Below are 15,467 nucleotides of genomic sequence, written 5' to 3'. Positions count from 1 at the left end.
CTTACTCAATGTGCTCTTCGCCGGTCTAGCAAATCGGCGGGGCAAAGTCAGCCATGAGCAGCATCGGCGCTGGTTTCAGGCTCGTACGGGCCGGCTGGGTGCTGGTCCGCGAGGGTGTCATCGCGGCTTTGCCCGGTGACGAGCTCTTCGGCTTGCCGAAATTCGGCTGGCGCATGGCCCGGCTGTTCACCCGCCGTCGCGCGCTTGCCTATGAGCGTGGCGACAGGCTGGCCAAGGCGGTCGTGCGGCTCGGCCCGTCTTACGTCAAGCTCGGCCAGTTCCTGGCGACACGGCCGGATGTCGTCGGAAACGATATCGCGCTTGATCTTGCCATGCTGCAGGACAAGATGCAGACGTTTCCGAAGGCCGAGGCTGTCGCCGCGATAGAGGCCTCGCTCGGACGCAAGGTCGACGAGCTCTATGTCAGTTTTGGCGAGGCCGTCGCCGCCGCCTCGATCGCCCAGGTCCATACCGCCGAAATCCTGCAGAACGGCGTCGTTACCAAGGTGGCGGTGAAGGTCATCCGGCCGGGCGTGCGCCGCCGCTTCTTTCGCGATCTCGAGAGCTATTTCCTCGCCGCCCGGCTGCAGGAAAAATACATCCCGTCGTCGCGCCGGCTGCGGCCGGTCGAGGTGACCGAGACACTGGCCCAGACGACCAAAATCGAAATGGACCTGAGGCTGGAGGCGGCGGCTTTTTCGGAGCTCGGCGAGAATACCAAGGACGATCCCGGCTTCCGTGTGCCGTCGGTCGACTGGGAGCGCACCGGTCGTGACGTGCTGACCATGGAATGGGTCGACGGCATCAAGATGAACGACATTGCCGGCCTAGCCGCCGCCGGCCACGACCTGAAGGCGATTGCTGCCAACCTCGTTCAGTCGTTTCTGCGCCACACGCTGCGTGACGGTTTCTTCCACGCCGACATGCATCCGGGCAACCTGTTTATCGAAGCCGACGGCACCATCGTCGCCGTCGATCTCGGCATTGCCGGCCGGCTCGGCAGGAAGGAGCGCCGGTTCCTCGCCGAAATACTCTACGGCTTCATCACGCGCGATTACCAGCGCGTCGCCGAAGTGCATTTCGAGGCCGGGTACGTGCCGCGCCAGCACAATGTCGCGGCTTTCGCCCAGGCGATCCGGGCGATCGGCGAACCGATCCACGGCCAGCCGGCCGAGACCATCTCGATGGCCAAGCTGTTGACGCTGCTGTTCGAGGTGACCGACCTGTTCGACATGGCGACGCGATCCGAACTGGTGCTGCTGCAGAAGACCATGGTCGTTGTCGAAGGCGTCGCCCGCACCCTCGACCCGGCCTTCAACATGTGGAAGACGTCGGAGCCGGTGGTCAGCGGCTGGATTGCCCGCAATCTCGGCCCGCGCGCGCTGCTGGCCGATGCGCGCGACGGTGCCAGCGCGCTGCTGGCGCTGGCCCGTCAGGCGCCGGACCTCGCAGCCCGTACCGAGCGGCTGTCGCGTGAGATCGACCTGATGGCCGAAAACGGCCTGCGCTTCGACGAGGGGACGGCGGACGCGATCGGCAAAGCCGAGGCGCGCCACACCCGCTCCGGCCGGCTGGCGCTGTGGGTGATCGCGCTGACGCTGGTGTATATCGCCTGGAAGCTGCTCTGATTGCAATGACAGCAGTGCTGTCATTGCAATCACGCCGCTTGTCGCTTATGTTAACGGCGAGGAGCTACGCTATGAGCACTATCACAATCCGTAATCTTGATGACGAAGTGAAGCAGGTGCTGCGCGAACGCGCTGCCGCGCGCGGCGTTTCGATGGAGCAGGAAGCGCGGGATGCCTTGCGCAAAGTGACGATCCCCGAGAGCAAGCTCCAGAACGGGGAGTGGCGGCTGAAAGCGTCACGTGACGAGATCTTGGCGCTCGGACGGAAATCAGAACACCCCATTGACCTCAAAGCGCTTACTGATCAGATGTGGGATGAGGGACTTCTGTGACCGTTGCAGTTGATACGTCTGCGTTAATCGCAATCATCGGCGCAGAGCCGGATGCGGCTGCATTCGTCGATGTTTTCGGCACCTCATCTGCTGTACTGATAAGCACTGCAACACTTCTGGAGGCACATTGTGTGGCGAACCGGTCCGGCGGTGGCATCAACCCCGCCGAACTTCAGGTGCTCATCGATCGCCTCGAACTGACGGTCGTTCCTTTTGATCTGGCGCAGCTCGAGGTCGCACGACTTGCCTACTCTCGGTACGGTCGCGGATCCCGCCATCGTGCTGACCTCAACATGGGCGACTGTTTCGCCTATGCCCTGGCCAAGACCCGAAACCTGCCGCTACTTTTCAAGGGTGACGATTTCATCCATACCGACATCGAATCGGCGCTGAAGCCGGCATGACATTGGACAAGAACTGGCCTCGGGCATGACCCTCTCCGGCAAGCGCATCCTGCTCATCATCGGCGGAGGCATTGCTGCCTACAAGGCGCTCGACCTGATCCGTCGGCTGCGCGAGCGCGGTGCGGCAGTGCGGGTGGTGATGACCGCCGCGGCGCAGGAATTCGTCACCACGCTGTCGGCCGGGGCGCTGTCCGCCGACCATGTTTTTACCGAACTGTTCGACCGGCAGGACGAGCACGATATCGGCCATATCAGGCTGTCGCGCGAGGCCGACCTTGTGGTCGTGGCGCCGGCCACCGCCGACCTGATGGCAAAGCTCGCCAATGGCCATGCCAACGACCTTGCCTCGACCGTGCTCATCGCCACCGACAAGCGAGTTTTGATGGCGCCGGCGATGAACCCGAAAATGTGGGCGCATCCGGCGGTCCGCCGCAACCGTGCGGCGCTGAGCAAGGACGGCGTCGCATTCGTCGGCCCGGCGAAGGGCGAGATGGCCGAGAACAACGAGGTGGGCGAGGGCCGCATGGCCGAGCCGCTGGAGATCGTCGCCGCGATCGAGGCGCTGCTCGACGGCCGGCCAAAGCCGCTGGCAGGCAGGAAGATCATTGTCACCTCCGGGCCGACGCATGAACCGATCGACCCGGTCCGCTACATCGCCAACCGGTCGTCGGGCAAGCAGGGCCACGCCATTGCGGCGGCGCTGGCCAGGCTCGGCGCCGATGTGCGTCTCGTCTCCGGTCCGGTCGGCATTGCCGATCCGGCCGGCGTCGCCACGCTGCACGTCGAAACGGCCGTCGAGATGAAGGACGCTGTCGAGCAGCTGCTGCCGGCCGACGCGGCAGTGTTCGTCGCGGCTGTCGCTGACTGGCGCACTCAAAGTTCGGCCGCGGAAAAGATCAAGAAGGTGGCGGGCGAGGGGCCGCCGGCGCTGCGGATGGTGGAAAATCCCGATATTCTTGCCGGTGTCGGGAATCACAAAAAGCGGCCGATGCTGGTGGTCGGTTTCGCTGCGGAGACGCACGATCTGGTCAGGAATGCCGAGGCCAAGCTTGCGAAAAAGGGGGCCGATCTTATCGTCGCCAATGATGTCTCGCATGAAGATGGTGCTCCGGGCGTGATGGGCGGCGACCGCAACAAGGTGCGGATCGTCTCAAAGGCCGGCGTCGAGGAATGGCCGGAGATGAGCAAGGACGAGGTGGCGACGCGGCTCGCGACACTGATCGCCGAGCGGCTGAAGACGGTCGTCGTCTAGTCAATCTTCCCTGCGAGGGGGGAGATCGGCAGCTCCGCCGGCCGCGCGGCAACCGCTCCGGAAATCCGCAAGGCCGCAAAACATCCCAGAATCCCGAGCGGTATGAAGGCGAGGAACAGCCAGGCAGCGACGTTTGCCGCGGCCTCGCGGTTCAGGCCCTCTGAAAAGCCGCTGGCGTTGGCTACGATGCCGGTCAATGCCGCACCCACCGCATAGCCGATGCGCTGCATGGTCGGCACGGCGGCCGAGGCGATCGTCTGCTCGCCCTCCCGCGCCGATGCCACGATGACGCGCGTGACGAACGGCCAGGCGATGCCGAAGCCGCCGCCTTGCAACAAGGCACAAAGCAGGATCAGCGGGATCGAGCCCGCCGGCACAGTATAGGCGAAACCGGCAACGCCCGTGGCGATCATCAGCGCACCGCCGACAATGATCAGCCGCTCGCGTTCCGGCGGTGCATTGGCGACGAGGATCGACAGGATCGACCAGGCGATCGATTCGGCGGCGATGATGTAGCCGGTGGTCAGGATCGGAATGCCGTGCAGGCTGGTCAGGAGCAGTGGCCCGTAGACCGCGAACGAGCAGGTCGCCACCGAAAACGCCGCGACCATGGTCATGCCCGCGCCGACCGGCGAGCGCCATGAGAACAGCCGCGACGGGAACAGGCGCGAGCGCGGCTTCAGTGCATCGATATAGATAAACAGCGCCAGGCCGATCAGGCCGAGGCTGAGCAGCAGCGACGAGCGCAGCAGGGCGATGTCGACGCCGGCGGTGGCGATCAGCACGACGCTAACGGCGAGGCAGCCAAGTGCCGCCAAGGGGAAGGGCGGCGCCGAGCCGCCGGTCGCCTGCGGCCTTGTTGCTTCAGGTGTATCGAGCACAAGCAAGCTTGCCAGCGCCATGGCCGTGCCGCCGAGGGTGAAGACGCCGAAGGCCCAGCGCCAGGACAGCAATTCGGTCATGACCGCGCCGAGCACCGGTCCGCTGAAGGCGGCGACACCCCAGATCGCCGACATGAGGCCGAAAAGCTGCGGCCAGATCGCGCGGGCAAACAGCCGCTCGACCGAGACGAAGGCCAGTGACACCAGCGCGCCGCCACCGAGCCCCTCGATCAGGCGGCCGCAGAGGAACAGCGGCATCAAAGGCGCGGTGGCGCAAACCAGCGCGCCGCCGGCATAGAGCATCGCGGCGACCATCATGTTGGTGCGCAGCGCGACATAGCTCACCAGCCGTCCGGCGGCCGCACCGGCAACGATGGCGCCGAGCTCGTAGATCGCCAGCGACCAGCCGACCAGTTGCACGCCGGCGAGCTCGCCGACCATGGCCGGCATGACCGTTGCCACCATCGTTTCGTTGGTGGCGTGCAGCAGGATGCCGAGGCTGATGAAGCAGAAGCGCGCCAGATCGCCGCTCGCCCACAGCGCGCGCCAGTCGACCCTGTTTGTGCTTGTCTTGGTCATCCGGCCCCCCAGGCTTTCTTAGACGCTGGTCTAAAGTATTGGAGCGTTCTTCACGTCCAAATGAGTACATGCCGCAGTATGGGAGGACTTCTAGAACCTCAACCGCAGTTGAGATCAAGCGGCTTTGATCGCCGTTGACGTGGCGGATTTCAAATTGTGCGATGGGGGACGATCACGAAGCGGTGAGATTCTGGTCAGACCGAAGACAAGCAATATTGGATCGCCGCAATCTTCGGTCACGATAACGGCATGAACACAGTTGCCATGCCGTGATCTTCGAGCGCCGCAACTTTGAACATCAGGGCGGCCCATTCTCCGCGGAGTGGGCCTGCCGGAAACTATGAGCCTTCGGCAGCTATTCGCAGGCCGACACCTACGCTCCCCGCCGCTCGGGAGCCATGCTACGCCGCTATTTCAACGAGTGGATCAGATCCAGCGAGGTGACGGCGACCGCCAGGTTGACGCCGGTCTGTGCCTGGACACTGAGCGGCTGCAGCGAAAAGGCGCTGTCGAGGCCGCCGACCAGGAGATTGGCGCCGCCACCGGTGACCACGCTGGCCTCGGCATTCACGCCATAGTAGCTGCCGGCAAGGTCGCCTTCATCGTGGTTGCGGGTCGCCGCCAGAACCGCCCATACCAGCTGGCCCTGATGCGTCCGGCCGACATCGACGCCGAGCTTGGAAATCACCCCGGTATAGACTTCGGAGGGGCCGCCACGATGTGGACGAAAGACACAGGAAACACCCTTGTTGGAGGTGACGAGATAGGCCGTGCCGCCGTCGATGGTGCAGTCGAGCACGCCGAGCTGGAGCTTGCTGGCGCTGGCGGGAGCGGCAACGACGGTCGTCGCGAGGGCGGCGGCACAAGCGAGTTTCTTGATCATGGCAGGGTCCTTTCGAAATTGCCTTGTACAAACGGCTGAGCACGCCGAGCGTTCCGCCGAAAACTTGGCGCCAGCAACGCAAGGGTAAACGCAGGGTTGTCGGGGCGCGGAAAGGGCCGCCCGATTAACCGGCCGCTCAGCCGGTGCTGGTGCGGGCCAGGCCGTCCTTGGCCGGCTGGTAGGTCGGATTGAGGTGCACGGCCTCGCGGTAGGATTTCGCGGCCCTGGCCTTGTCGCCGCGCCGCTCGTAGATCAACGCCTGATTGGACCAGGCCTCGGCGTTCTTGCCGTCGAGCTTGATGGCCATGTTGAAGTCGGCGAAGGCATTGTCCTCGTCGTTCATGGCCAGGTAGGAGAGGCCGCGTCCATTATAGGGCTCGGAGGCGTCCGGCGCCAGCGAAATGGCGGTCGAGAAATCCTCGATGGCAAAGGCGTGCTGGCCCTGACTCTGATAGATCAGGCCGCGATTGTGATAGGCGCGCGCGTCGGTCGTGTCGAGCTGGATGGCCTTCTGGAAATCGTTGAAGGCTTCCTGCACCCGGCCGGCCCTGCGGTAGAGATTGCCGCGGCCGATATAGGCGGCGTCATAGTTGGGATTGATCTGGATCGAGCGGTTGTAGTCGGCAAGCGCGCTCGCCTGGTCGCCGAGGAAGCGCTGGATGAGCGCGCGGTTCGAATAGGCCTGGTAAAAATTCGGATTGAGCTGGATGGCGGTGTTGAAGTCCTTCAGCGCCGCCTGGTACTGGCCGCCGCGGCCATAGGCCGAGCCGCGCACATTGTAGGCTTCCGGATCCTGGGGGTTGCGCTGGATCACCGCCGACAGCGAGGAGATGTTCTCGCTCGAGGCTTGCGCCTTGTCGATGTTGTTGAACTCGCCGGTCGGAACGCTCTGGCAGCTGGCAAGCGCCATCCCGGAAAGCAGGGCTGCCGTCAGGGCGAGGCCGCGCCACGCGGTTCTGCGCTCTACGGTAATTGCGTCCATGTCTGCCCTGTCCTTACTGCGCCGTCTGGTCCGTTCCCCCTCCGAACCGGCATCTCTCCCAACCGGTCCTTTCGGACCGGGTCTACATCACAACAAAAAGGTGGCGGCGATTCCGCATCGCGCCACCCTGGATATCCTTGGAAAAGGACGAAAAATTGGCGTCAGAACCGCGGCGGACGCGGGGCACCGGCACCGGCAGCACCGGCCGCGACCGGACGCGGCGTCATCGGCAGCAGGCCTTCGCGCTGGGCACGCTTGCGGGCCAGCTTGCGGGCACGGCGCACAGCTTCCGCCTTTTCACGGGCGCGCTTCTCGGAGGGCTTCTCGTAATGTCCGCGCATCTTCATTTCGCGGAAGATGCCTTCCCGCTGCATCTTTTTCTTGAGCGCGCGAAGCGCCTGATCAACATTGTTGTCGCGGACGAGTACCTGCACGGGCAATCCTGTCTTTCGGGTTTGAAATCAATAGGCAAGCGGCCATAGCCACAAGCCTCCGCGGCGCGTTACACCACGAATTGGAGCGGCTGATAGCAGAATCAAGGCGCTCTGTCCACTGCCGATTGAGAGGCGGTGCCGACCCCGAAACGAAAAAACCCGCCTCAGCGGCGGGTCGTTGGTGTGAATCAGCACCACATCGAGATTAGTAGCATAGCTGCCGGCACAAAGCAAGAACAAAATTCGCCGTGGGCCAGATAGGCGACGCTACGCCGTGGCCAGGTGGAGCTGCTCGAAACCTTCGAAGAACTCGCCGTAGTCGCAGGTTATCTCCTCGCCGGCGGCGATGTCGCGGGTCGCAGTGGCCCCGCCATATTGCGAAAAGTCGGTGTTCGGTTTGTCGGCGTGGTTCATGAAGCGGCCATTGTCGACCTCATAGACCATGAAGCCCGGCCGGTCCGGACTGGGATAGGCATATCTGTCGAGCAATTCCTTGAGGTGCGGCGGCGCCGTCTCGTATTTTTCCACCGGGATCAGCCGGTCGAAGTCCGGATCGAGCCGCCAGATCTGCGCCCCTTTCCGGATCGGCTCGGCGGCGAACACGCCGACGCCTTCGATTGCGCTTGCAGCGATATAGGTCCTGATCAGCAGCATGTTTCCAACCCGTTTTCGAGGAGAAGACGGAATCGTCAAATCGCCGGGAAAAGCAAGACCGGTTTTCAGGCATTGCGGCTTGCGGGGCCTACCCCGACCGCGAAACGCTTCACGTGCGGGTGATCGAGACGCCGCCGTCGGCGAACAACGCCGTGCCGGTGGTGAAACTCGATGCATCGGAAGCCAGATAGAGCGCCGAGCGGGCGATCTCGTCAGGCTCGGCGACGCGCTTCAAGGCATGCAGGTTTTCAACGAAGGCTCGCGATTCAGGGGTCTTGAACGTTGCCGAAGGCGTGTCGGTGCCGCCCGGCAGCAGCGCGTTGACCCGCACGCCTTTGGCGCCGTATTCGGCGGCAAGCACCTGCGTCAATCCGATCAGTCCGGCCTTGCTTGCGGCATAGCTGGTCATGCCGGGCATGCCGACGGTGTGGCCGACGAAGGTGGAGGTGAAGATCAGCGATCCGCCGCCGCGGTCGACCATCGCCGGCACCTGGTATTTTGCGCCGAGAAAGGCGCTGGTCAGGTTGGTGTCGAGCGCCTCGCGCCAGCCCTCCAGCGACAGCTCCGAAACCGGCCCCGTCTTGCCGACCGAACCGGCATTGTTGAAGGCGATGTCCAGCCCGCCGAATTTCTCGACCGCCAGGTCGACCAGGGCCTTCGCGTAGGCTTCGTCGCGGACATCGCCGGCAAGGGCGATGGCCGTGCCATCGGCGTCTTCGATTTCGGCAACCAGCGCGTCAAGCTCCGCCTTGCGGCGGGCAGCGACGACCACCTTGGCTCCTTCCTCCGCAAACAGCTTGGCCGTGGCGCGGCCGATCCCGGAACTGGCGCCTGTGACGATGGCAACTTTGTTGGCAAGTGTGAGCATTTTCCTGCATCCTTTTCGCGCCGGCCCTTGCCGGCAATCGGGATGCTTGGTCGCAAATCGGGGCGGCGCGAGCCACCCGATACGTGCAAGGTGCTTCAGATGTGGTTTGATCGCTCCATCACGTCGCATGCCTCTTTCCACCACGGCGCAAAACGGCAAGCGCCGTCGCAAACAGTGCAAGGCTGGCAGCGCCGTTTCGCTAGTGATACAAGCTCGCGCGCCGGGGTTGGCTGATCTGCCCGGCCGCCATTTGTGAGGCCTGCGACGTTGAAGAAATACTCGGTATTCGCCATCGCCCGCGAGGCCATGCGCGGCCATAAGGGCTGGGAGGAGCAGTGGTCCTCGCCGGAGCCGAAGAAGGAGTACGACGTCATCATCGTCGGCGCCGGCGGCCACGGCCTGGCCACCGCCTATTATCTCGCCACCGTGCACGGCATCACCAACGTCGCGGTATTGGAAAAAGGCTGGCTCGGCGGCGGCAATACCGGCCGCAACACCACCATCATCCGCTCGAACTATCTCTACGACGAGAGCGCCGGCATCTACGACCATGCGCTGAAGCTGTGGGACGGGCTCAGCCAGGAGCTCAACTACAACGTCATGTATTCGCCGCGCGGCGTCATGATGCTCGCCCATAACATCCACGACATCCAGGTGCTGAAGCGCCACGTCCATGCCAACCGGCTGAACGGCATCGACAATGAATGGCTGACGCCGGAGCAGGCGAAGGAATTCTGCCCGCCGCTCAACATTTCACGCAATGCGCGCTATCGGGTGATGGGCGCCTCCCTGCAGCGCCGTGGCGGCACGGCGCGTCACGATGCGGTCGCCTGGGGCTATGCGCGCGGCGCCTCGGCGCGCGGCGTCCACATCATCCAGAATTGCGAGGTCACCGGCGTCAAACGGGCGCCGAACGGCGCGGTCACCGGCGTCGAGACGACGCGCGGCTTCATCGGCGCCAGGAAGATCGGCGTGGTCGCCGCCGGCCACTCCTCGGTGATCATGAACATGGCCGGCGTGCGTATGCCGCTGGAAAGCTATCCGCTGCAGGCGCTGGTGTCGGAGCCGGTCAAGCCGGTGGTGCCCTGCGTAGTCATGTCGAACACGGTGCATGCCTATATCTCGCAGTCCGACAAGGGCGAACTGGTCATCGGCGCCGGCACCGACCAGTATGTCTCCTATTCGCAGACCGGCGGGCTGCACATTTTGCAACATACGCTCGATGCGATCTGCGAGATGTTCCCGATCTTCACCCGTATGAAGATGCTGCGCTCATGGGGCGGCATCGTCGACGTGACGCCGGACCGTTCGCCGATCCTGGCCAAGACGCCGGTGCCCGGCCTCTATGTCAATTGCGGCTGGGGCACGGGCGGTTTCAAGGCAACGCCGGGTTCGGGCCATGTCTTTGCCCATACCATCGCCAGGGACGATCCGCACCCGATCAACGCGCCCTTCACCATCGAGCGCTTCCGCACCGGCCGCCTCATCGACGAGGCGGCGGCGGCAGCGGTGGCGCACTGATGATGACCGAGATGGCCGTCGCCATGCCGCTGATGCTCGCCGGCGAGCAAGGCCTGTTCCATTTTCCGTCGCCGGACGAGGTGCGCACGCAGCCGATCAGCCGCGCCGAAAACGAGACCGAATGGCCGTTTTCCGTCGACGACGGCATTCTGGCCTGCGTCTGGAGCGGCGGACAAAGGGTCGTCTCGTTTCTTGAAGGCCGGCCGGCGGATCTGGACAACGACGAGCCGTTCGAGCCGCGCGTCGTCATCGTCACGGTCGATCCGGTCCTGCTGACGATCGGCAACATGACCAACCGCGACCTCTTCAGCCCTGCGGCAAGCATCGAGGAGCGTATCCGGCTCGTCGCGCCCTTCGTGACCTTGGGCCAGAGGCTTTGCGACCAACCGGCCGGCGCCCGCCTCGGCCACGGCGAATTGTAGGACCAACCATGCTTCTCATCCGCTGCCCCTATTGCGAGGAAGAGCGTCCGGAGCTCGAGTTCCGCAACGCCGGCGAGGCGCATATTGCGCGTTCCCCAAACATCGCCGGCGAGAGCGACGACGATTTCGAAAAGTTCTTCTTCATCCGCTCAAATCCCAAGGGCATCATCTATGAGCGCTGGCGGCACATGCACGGCTGCGCGCGGTTCTTCAACGCGGTGCGCGACACCGTCAGCGACAGGTTCCTGATGACCTACAAGGCCGGCGAGCCGAAGCCCGTAAAGCTGCCGGGAGCCACCAAATGAGCGCGACATTCCGCATTGCCGGCGCCGGACGGCTCAAGCAGGCAAAGATAGCTGGCTTCAGCTTCGATGGCCGTCCCTATACCGGTATCGAGGGCGACACGCTGGCCTCGGCGCTGCTTGCCAATGGCGTCCATCTTGTCGGCCGGTCGTTCAAGTACCACCGGCCGCGCGGCTTCCTGTCGGCCGGCGCCGAAGAGCCGAACGCGCTCGTCGAGATCAAGCGCGACGCGGCACGCAAGACGCCGAACGTCCGAGCTACGGTGCAGGAGCTCTATGACGGGCTGACCGCGCAGTCACAGAACCGCTGGCCGTCGCTCGCTTTCGACATCGGTGCCGTCAGCAGTATTGCCTCGCCGATGCTTTCGGCCGGCTTCTACTACAAGACCTTCATGTGGCCGAAGACTGCATGGAAAAACCTCTACGAACCCAAGATTAGGGCCGCCGCCGGCCTTGGCGTCGCTCCCGACCAGCCGGACCCCGACCATTATTCGGCGCGCTTCGCCCACTGCGATGTGCTGGTGCTGGGCGGCGGTGCCGCGGGTATCGCCGCGGCATTGGCCGCGGCTGAAACCGGGGCGCGTGTCATCCTTGCCGACGAGCAGGCGGAATTCGGCGGCAGCCTTCATTTCGAGAGCGGCGCCAGGATCGATGGCCAGGATGGTTTTGCCTGGGCGCAGTCCGCAGTCGCCAAGTTGAAGTCGATGGACAATGTGCGCGTGCTGCCGCGCACCACGGCCTTCGGCTATTACGCGCAGAATTTCGTCGGGCTGGTCGAGCGCGTCAGCGACCATCTGCAGAACCCCGGCCGCGACCTGCCGCGCGAGCGGCTGTGGCAGGTTCGCGCCAAACGCGTGGTGCTGGCGACCGGCGCCATCGAGCGCCACATGGTGTTTGCCGACAACGACCGCCCCGGCATCATGCTGGCATCGGCGGCGCGCACCTATCTCAACCATTACGGCGTCGCCGTCGGCAGGAATGTCGGCGTCTACACGGCAAACGATTCCGCTTACGCGGCAGCGATCGACCTGAAAAAGGCCGGCATCAACGTGGCGGCAATCGTCGATCTGCGCGACAACCCGACCGGGCCGGTGATCGACGAAGCGAGGGCACTCGGTATCGAGGTCAATTTCGGCCGCGCGGTGATACGCGCCGGCGGCAAATTGCGGGTGTCGTCGATGACCGTGCAGCCGAAGAACGGCGGCGGCGAACGCACCATACCGGTCGACGCGATCCTGATGTCGGCCGGCTGGACGCCGTCGGTGCACCTGTTCTCGCAATCACGCGGCAAGGTCGCCTTCAACGACGAGACCAAGCGCTTTGTCCCCGGAATCTATGCGCAGGACTGCGTCTCGGTCGGCGCCTGCAACGGCACCGACGGGCTGTCGGCCACCATCGACGAAGCTTACGCCGCCGGCGCCAAGGCGGCCAGAGACGCCGGCGGCAAGCCGGCCAAGGGCACCAAGCCGAAGGTCGATGCCGGCGAAAGCTGGTCGCGCGGCATGCTGGGTGCAGCACCCGGTGCCGGCGCCGACACGACGGTGAAGGCGTTCGTCGACTTCCAGAACGACGTCACCGCCAAGGACATCCGCCAGGCAGTGCATGAGGGCATGCGCTCGATCGAGCACGTCAAACGCTTCACCACCAATGGCATGGCGACCGACCAGGGCAAGACCTCCAACATGCACGGCCTGGCGATTGCCGCCGAGACGTTGGGCAAGCCGATCCCGCAGGTCGGGCTGACGACGTTCCGCGCGCCCTATACGCCGATGACATTCGGCTCGATCGTCGGGCACGCGCGGGGTCCCCTGTTCGACCCGACCCGCAAGACGGCGATCCATCCCTGGGCCGAGCGCGAGGGCGCTGTATTCGAGGATGTCGGTCAGTGGAAGCGCGCCTGGTATTTCCCGAAGCCGGGCGAGGACCTACATGCCGCCGTCGACCGCGAATGCGTCACGGTACGCAAGACAGCCGGCCTGTTCGACGCCTCGACGCTGGGCAAGATCGAGGTGGTCGGGCCGGATGCGGCCAAATTCATGGAACTGCTCTACACCAATCCATGGGAGAAGCTCGAGCCCGGCCGCTGCCGTTACGGCATCATGCTGCGCGAGGACGGCTTCATCTATGACGACGGTGTCGTCGGCAGGCTTGCACTCGACCGTTTCCATGTGACGACGACGACCGGCGGCGCGCCGCGCGTCATGAACCATATGGAAGACTATCTCCAGACCGAGTTCCCGCATCTCAACGTCTGGCTGACCTCGATCACCGAGCAATGGGCGGTGATTGCCGTGCAGGGACCGAAGTCTCGCGACATCATTGCGCCGCTGGTCGAGGGCATCGACATGTCGGATGAGGCGCTGCCGCATATGTCGGTGCGCGAAGGCCGGATCTGCGGCGTGCCGACCAGGCTGTTTCGCATGTCGTTCAGCGGTGAGCGCGGCTTCGAGGTCAACGTGCCGGCCGATTACGGCGAAGCGGTCTGGGAAGCGTTGTGGGCCGAGGGCCAGAAGCATGGCGCCTGTGCCTACGGCACAGAGTCGATGCATGTGCTGCGCGCTGAAAAGGGCTACATCATCGTCGGCCAGGATACCGACGGCACGGTGACGCCGAACGACGCCGGGCTCGACTGGGCGGTCGGCAAGAAGAAGACCGACTTCGTCGGCATTCGCGGCATGGCGCGGCCGGATCTGGTCGCCAAGGGCCGCAAGCAGCTTGTCGGCCTGAAGACCAGGGATCCCAAGGTGGTGCTGGAGGAGGGCGCGCAGATCGTCGCGGACCCGAAGCAGGCAATCCCGATGAAGATGATTGGCCATGTCACGTCGAGCTATTGGTCGCAAAATTGCGGCCGCTCGATCGCGCTGGGGCTGGTCGCCGGCGGCCGCGATCGCACGGGCGAGACGCTCTATGTGCCGATGCCGAACGGGGTGATCGAGGTGGAGGTCACCGGCATGGTGTTCTTCGACGAGAAGGGGGAGCGTCTCAATGGCTAAGGCCGCCGTGAAAACCAACGCCGCCGGACCCTCAGTCGAACGCCGTCCGGCTCTCGCCGGCCAGTCGCTTTCCGCCGCCGGCGTTATACTTGCCGTGCTGCCGCCGGCCGAGCGCATATCGCTGCGCGCGCCGGAAGCCTCGATTGCGGCACTTTCGAAAGCGCTCGGTGTCGTCCTGCCGCAAAGGCCGAAAACCTCGGCGGCAAAGGCCGGACGCACGGCCTTGTGGCTCGGGCCGGACGAATGGCTGGTCATTGACGAGAACGGAAAAGATCCGCTCGCCGACTGCGCCAGCATTTCCGTACTGCATTCGGCGGTCGGCATCTCGCACCGCAACGTCGCCATATCGGTTATCGGTCCGGCTGCCGCGGCGACGATCAATGCCGGCTGCCCGCAGGATCTGTCGCTCGACGCCTTTCCGGTCGGGGCGGCGTCGCGTAGCATTCTCGGCAAGGTCGAAATTGTGCTGTTGCGCACGGCGGCCGACGCGTTCCGCGTCGAATGCTGGCGTTCCTTTTCCGATTATGTCTTTACTTTTCTGTCCGAGGCAGCGCGCGACGCGGCAGCATAGGCATGTTCGCCGCGCCTGACCGTTCTGCGACAGCGAGCCGAGGGAGAATGCAAATGCCGCCGAACTCCGCGCCGAAGTCGCCGGTCAAGACGCCGGCCGTGCGCTCTTTTGAAGACGAGCAGCGCACTGGGACGGATATCGAAGAGGAACTCGAGGAAGGCCTCGAGGATACATTCCCGGCCAGCGATCCGGTGTCGATCACCGGAACGGCCATTCCCGGCGCACCGGCAAGACCCGGCAAGCGTAAAAACGTGGCGGGACAGAAGCGTAAGAAGTGATCTGCACGCCGCGATAAAGCAGGGCTGAAGCAGACAAGATCGGCGGCCGGAAATTCCTGCCGCCCTTTCGGTTCATCACGGCGTATTGTCGCCCGACCGGCTCAGAAGCTGCTTGGCACGATCCACGGGTCGATGCCGATGCCGAGCCTCGGGCCCTTGCTGCCAGCCTTGTGGGCCCCGGCGTCCGCCTTTTCAAGCGATCCGGTCGGCGCGCAATCGAGCTTAGCACCGGTCTTGGTGTCGATGCAGGCCGCTTCTTGCTTGGCTGGCTGACTGCTGCCGGCAAATGCGGCGCCAGAGAGCGCCAGCAGGGAGGCGAGCGTGAGGATTGCCTTCTTCATCGTCGGTCTCCGGTTCAGCTATTGAATTTCTCGTACGTGTACGGAACTGCGTACAGATACGCCCTGGACTCCTGGTGTTCAAGCAAAATCGTACGCGTACGGAGAGTTGCCGAACGCTCGGCGCCGCAGCGCAGAACGTTCG

Annotated in this window: 17 protein-coding genes; 10 read left to right on the top strand and 7 right to left on the bottom strand. The window is 64.3% G+C overall.

Going from position 1 to position 15,467, the window contains the following annotated elements; translation table 11 throughout:
* The first annotated feature begins 53 nt into the window (after positions 1-53).
* The 4 genes from ubiB to coaBC all read left to right on the top strand — a co-directional run bounded on the left by ubiB (position 54) and on the right by coaBC (position 3,616).
* A complete protein-coding gene (gene ubiB, locus NKJ35_RS13785; protein WP_352647697.1) occupies positions 54-1,628 on the top strand; it encodes a 2-polyprenylphenol 6-hydroxylase in 1,575 nt (524 codons plus the stop codon).
* Between the two features lie 71 nt (positions 1,629-1,699).
* Positions 1,700-1,960, top strand: a complete 261-nt coding sequence (locus NKJ35_RS13780) for a FitA-like ribbon-helix-helix domain-containing protein (RefSeq protein WP_352647695.1) — start codon at positions 1,700-1,702, stop codon at positions 1,958-1,960.
* Positions 1,957-2,364, top strand: a complete 408-nt coding sequence (locus tag NKJ35_RS13775) for a type II toxin-antitoxin system VapC family toxin (protein ID WP_352478132.1) — start codon at positions 1,957-1,959, stop codon at positions 2,362-2,364. The genes NKJ35_RS13780 and NKJ35_RS13775 overlap by 4 nt, the downstream gene beginning before the upstream one ends.
* Before the next feature lie 25 nt (positions 2,365-2,389).
* Positions 2,390-3,616 carry a bifunctional phosphopantothenoylcysteine decarboxylase/phosphopantothenate--cysteine ligase CoaBC gene (gene coaBC, locus NKJ35_RS13770; RefSeq protein WP_352647693.1) on the top strand — a complete coding sequence of 409 codons (1,227 nt, stop codon included), beginning with the start codon at positions 2,390-2,392 and terminating at the stop codon, positions 3,614-3,616.
* On the opposite strand, the gene NKJ35_RS13765 is transcribed toward coaBC, so the two are convergent.
* The 6 genes from NKJ35_RS13765 to NKJ35_RS13740 all read right to left on the bottom strand — a co-directional run bounded on the left by NKJ35_RS13765 (position 3,613) and on the right by NKJ35_RS13740 (position 8,897).
* Positions 3,613-5,076: an MFS transporter gene (locus NKJ35_RS13765; RefSeq protein ID WP_352647691.1), complete on the bottom strand. Its 1,464-nt coding sequence runs from the start codon at positions 5,074-5,076 to the stop codon at positions 3,613-3,615. The two genes, coaBC and NKJ35_RS13765, sit on opposite strands and share 4 nt — an antisense overlap.
* A 409-nt stretch (positions 5,077-5,485) precedes the next feature.
* The gene (locus NKJ35_RS13760; RefSeq protein WP_254816875.1) at positions 5,486-5,959 is read right to left on the bottom strand and encodes a DUF992 domain-containing protein; all 474 of its coding nucleotides are present in this window, start codon (positions 5,957-5,959) and stop codon (positions 5,486-5,488) included.
* Positions 5,960-6,095: 136 nt separating this feature from the next.
* Positions 6,096-6,941 carry a tetratricopeptide repeat protein gene (locus NKJ35_RS13755; RefSeq protein ID WP_254816876.1) on the bottom strand — a complete coding sequence of 282 codons (846 nt, stop codon included), beginning with the start codon at positions 6,939-6,941 and terminating at the stop codon, positions 6,096-6,098.
* A 161-nt stretch (positions 6,942-7,102) separates the two neighbouring features.
* Positions 7,103-7,375 (bottom strand): 30S ribosomal protein S21, encoded by a 273-nt coding sequence (gene rpsU, locus NKJ35_RS13750; protein ID WP_023675331.1) that lies wholly within the window; start codon positions 7,373-7,375, stop codon positions 7,103-7,105.
* Between the two features lie 267 nt (positions 7,376-7,642).
* On the bottom strand, positions 7,643-8,029 hold the full coding sequence (locus tag NKJ35_RS13745) for an SET domain-containing protein (protein ID WP_352647687.1): 387 nt from the start codon (positions 8,027-8,029) through the stop codon (positions 7,643-7,645).
* A gap of 109 nt (positions 8,030-8,138) precedes the next feature.
* Entirely contained in the window at positions 8,139-8,897 is a 759-nt protein-coding gene (locus NKJ35_RS13740; protein WP_352647685.1) for an SDR family oxidoreductase, read from the bottom strand.
* A gap of 267 nt (positions 8,898-9,164) precedes the next feature.
* Here NKJ35_RS13740 and NKJ35_RS13735 point away from each other — a divergent pair, with 267 nt between their 5' ends.
* The 6 genes from NKJ35_RS13735 to NKJ35_RS13710 are packed head-to-tail and all read left to right on the top strand — an operon-like array spanning position 9,165 to position 14,984.
* Positions 9,165-10,418: a sarcosine oxidase subunit beta gene (locus NKJ35_RS13735; RefSeq protein WP_352647683.1), complete on the top strand. Its 1,254-nt coding sequence runs from the start codon at positions 9,165-9,167 to the stop codon at positions 10,416-10,418.
* Complete coding sequence (locus NKJ35_RS13730; RefSeq protein ID WP_352647681.1) at positions 10,418-10,840, top strand: hypothetical protein; 423 nt, start codon at positions 10,418-10,420, stop codon at positions 10,838-10,840. Before NKJ35_RS13735 ends, NKJ35_RS13730 begins: the two co-directional genes overlap by 1 nt.
* 8 nt (positions 10,841-10,848) lie before the next feature.
* Positions 10,849-11,145 carry a sarcosine oxidase subunit delta gene (locus tag NKJ35_RS13725; RefSeq protein ID WP_254816882.1) on the top strand — a complete coding sequence of 99 codons (297 nt, stop codon included), beginning with the start codon at positions 10,849-10,851 and terminating at the stop codon, positions 11,143-11,145.
* Positions 11,142-14,135: a sarcosine oxidase subunit alpha gene (locus NKJ35_RS13720; protein WP_352647679.1), complete on the top strand. Its 2,994-nt coding sequence runs from the start codon at positions 11,142-11,144 to the stop codon at positions 14,133-14,135. The genes NKJ35_RS13725 and NKJ35_RS13720 overlap by 4 nt, the downstream gene beginning before the upstream one ends.
* Positions 14,128-14,706 (top strand): sarcosine oxidase subunit gamma, encoded by a 579-nt coding sequence (locus NKJ35_RS13715; RefSeq protein ID WP_352647677.1) that lies wholly within the window; start codon positions 14,128-14,130, stop codon positions 14,704-14,706. The genes NKJ35_RS13720 and NKJ35_RS13715 overlap by 8 nt, the downstream gene beginning before the upstream one ends.
* 53 nt (positions 14,707-14,759) lie before the next feature.
* Positions 14,760-14,984: a hypothetical protein gene (locus NKJ35_RS13710; RefSeq protein ID WP_352506379.1), complete on the top strand. Its 225-nt coding sequence runs from the start codon at positions 14,760-14,762 to the stop codon at positions 14,982-14,984.
* Between the two features lie 101 nt (positions 14,985-15,085).
* Here the strand turns inward: NKJ35_RS13710 and NKJ35_RS13705 are convergent, their stop codons facing one another.
* The gene (locus NKJ35_RS13705; protein ID WP_352647675.1) at positions 15,086-15,325 is read right to left on the bottom strand and encodes a DUF680 domain-containing protein; all 240 of its coding nucleotides are present in this window, start codon (positions 15,323-15,325) and stop codon (positions 15,086-15,088) included.
* Between the last annotated feature and the right edge of the window lie 142 nt (positions 15,326-15,467).

This window comes from Mesorhizobium sp. M0136 (genome assembly GCF_040322515.1).
Taxonomy (GTDB): Bacteria; Pseudomonadota; Alphaproteobacteria; order Rhizobiales; family Rhizobiaceae; genus Mesorhizobium.
This window is presented reverse-complemented; position numbering and strand designations above follow the sequence as displayed.

Excerpts from the sequence above, each read along its gene's own strand:
- NKJ35_RS13715 (WP_352647677.1), top strand. The coding sequence starts at position 14,128 with ATGGCTAAGGCCGCCGTGAAAACCAACGCCGCCGGACCCTCAGTCGAA.
- NKJ35_RS13740 (WP_352647685.1), bottom strand. The coding sequence starts at position 8,897 with ATGCTCACACTTGCCAACAAAGTTGCCATCGTCACAGGCGCCAGTTCC.
- NKJ35_RS13720 (WP_352647679.1), top strand. The coding sequence starts at position 11,142 with ATGAGCGCGACATTCCGCATTGCCGGCGCCGGACGGCTCAAGCAGGCA.
- NKJ35_RS13765 (WP_352647691.1), bottom strand. The coding sequence starts at position 5,076 with ATGACCAAGACAAGCACAAACAGGGTCGACTGGCGCGCGCTGTGGGCG.
- NKJ35_RS13730 (WP_352647681.1), top strand. The coding sequence starts at position 10,418 with ATGATGACCGAGATGGCCGTCGCCATGCCGCTGATGCTCGCCGGCGAG.
- NKJ35_RS13725 (WP_254816882.1), top strand. The coding sequence starts at position 10,849 with ATGCTTCTCATCCGCTGCCCCTATTGCGAGGAAGAGCGTCCGGAGCTC.
- NKJ35_RS13705 (WP_352647675.1), bottom strand. The coding sequence starts at position 15,325 with ATGAAGAAGGCAATCCTCACGCTCGCCTCCCTGCTGGCGCTCTCTGGC.
- coaBC (WP_352647693.1), top strand. The coding sequence starts at position 2,390 with ATGACCCTCTCCGGCAAGCGCATCCTGCTCATCATCGGCGGAGGCATT.
- ubiB (WP_352647697.1), top strand. The coding sequence starts at position 54 with ATGAGCAGCATCGGCGCTGGTTTCAGGCTCGTACGGGCCGGCTGGGTG.
- NKJ35_RS13755 (WP_254816876.1), bottom strand. The coding sequence starts at position 6,941 with ATGGACGCAATTACCGTAGAGCGCAGAACCGCGTGGCGCGGCCTCGCC.
- NKJ35_RS13710 (WP_352506379.1), top strand. The coding sequence starts at position 14,760 with ATGCCGCCGAACTCCGCGCCGAAGTCGCCGGTCAAGACGCCGGCCGTG.
- NKJ35_RS13780 (WP_352647695.1), top strand. The coding sequence starts at position 1,700 with ATGAGCACTATCACAATCCGTAATCTTGATGACGAAGTGAAGCAGGTG.
- NKJ35_RS13745 (WP_352647687.1), bottom strand. The coding sequence starts at position 8,029 with ATGCTGCTGATCAGGACCTATATCGCTGCAAGCGCAATCGAAGGCGTC.
- NKJ35_RS13760 (WP_254816875.1), bottom strand. The coding sequence starts at position 5,959 with ATGATCAAGAAACTCGCTTGTGCCGCCGCCCTCGCGACGACCGTCGTT.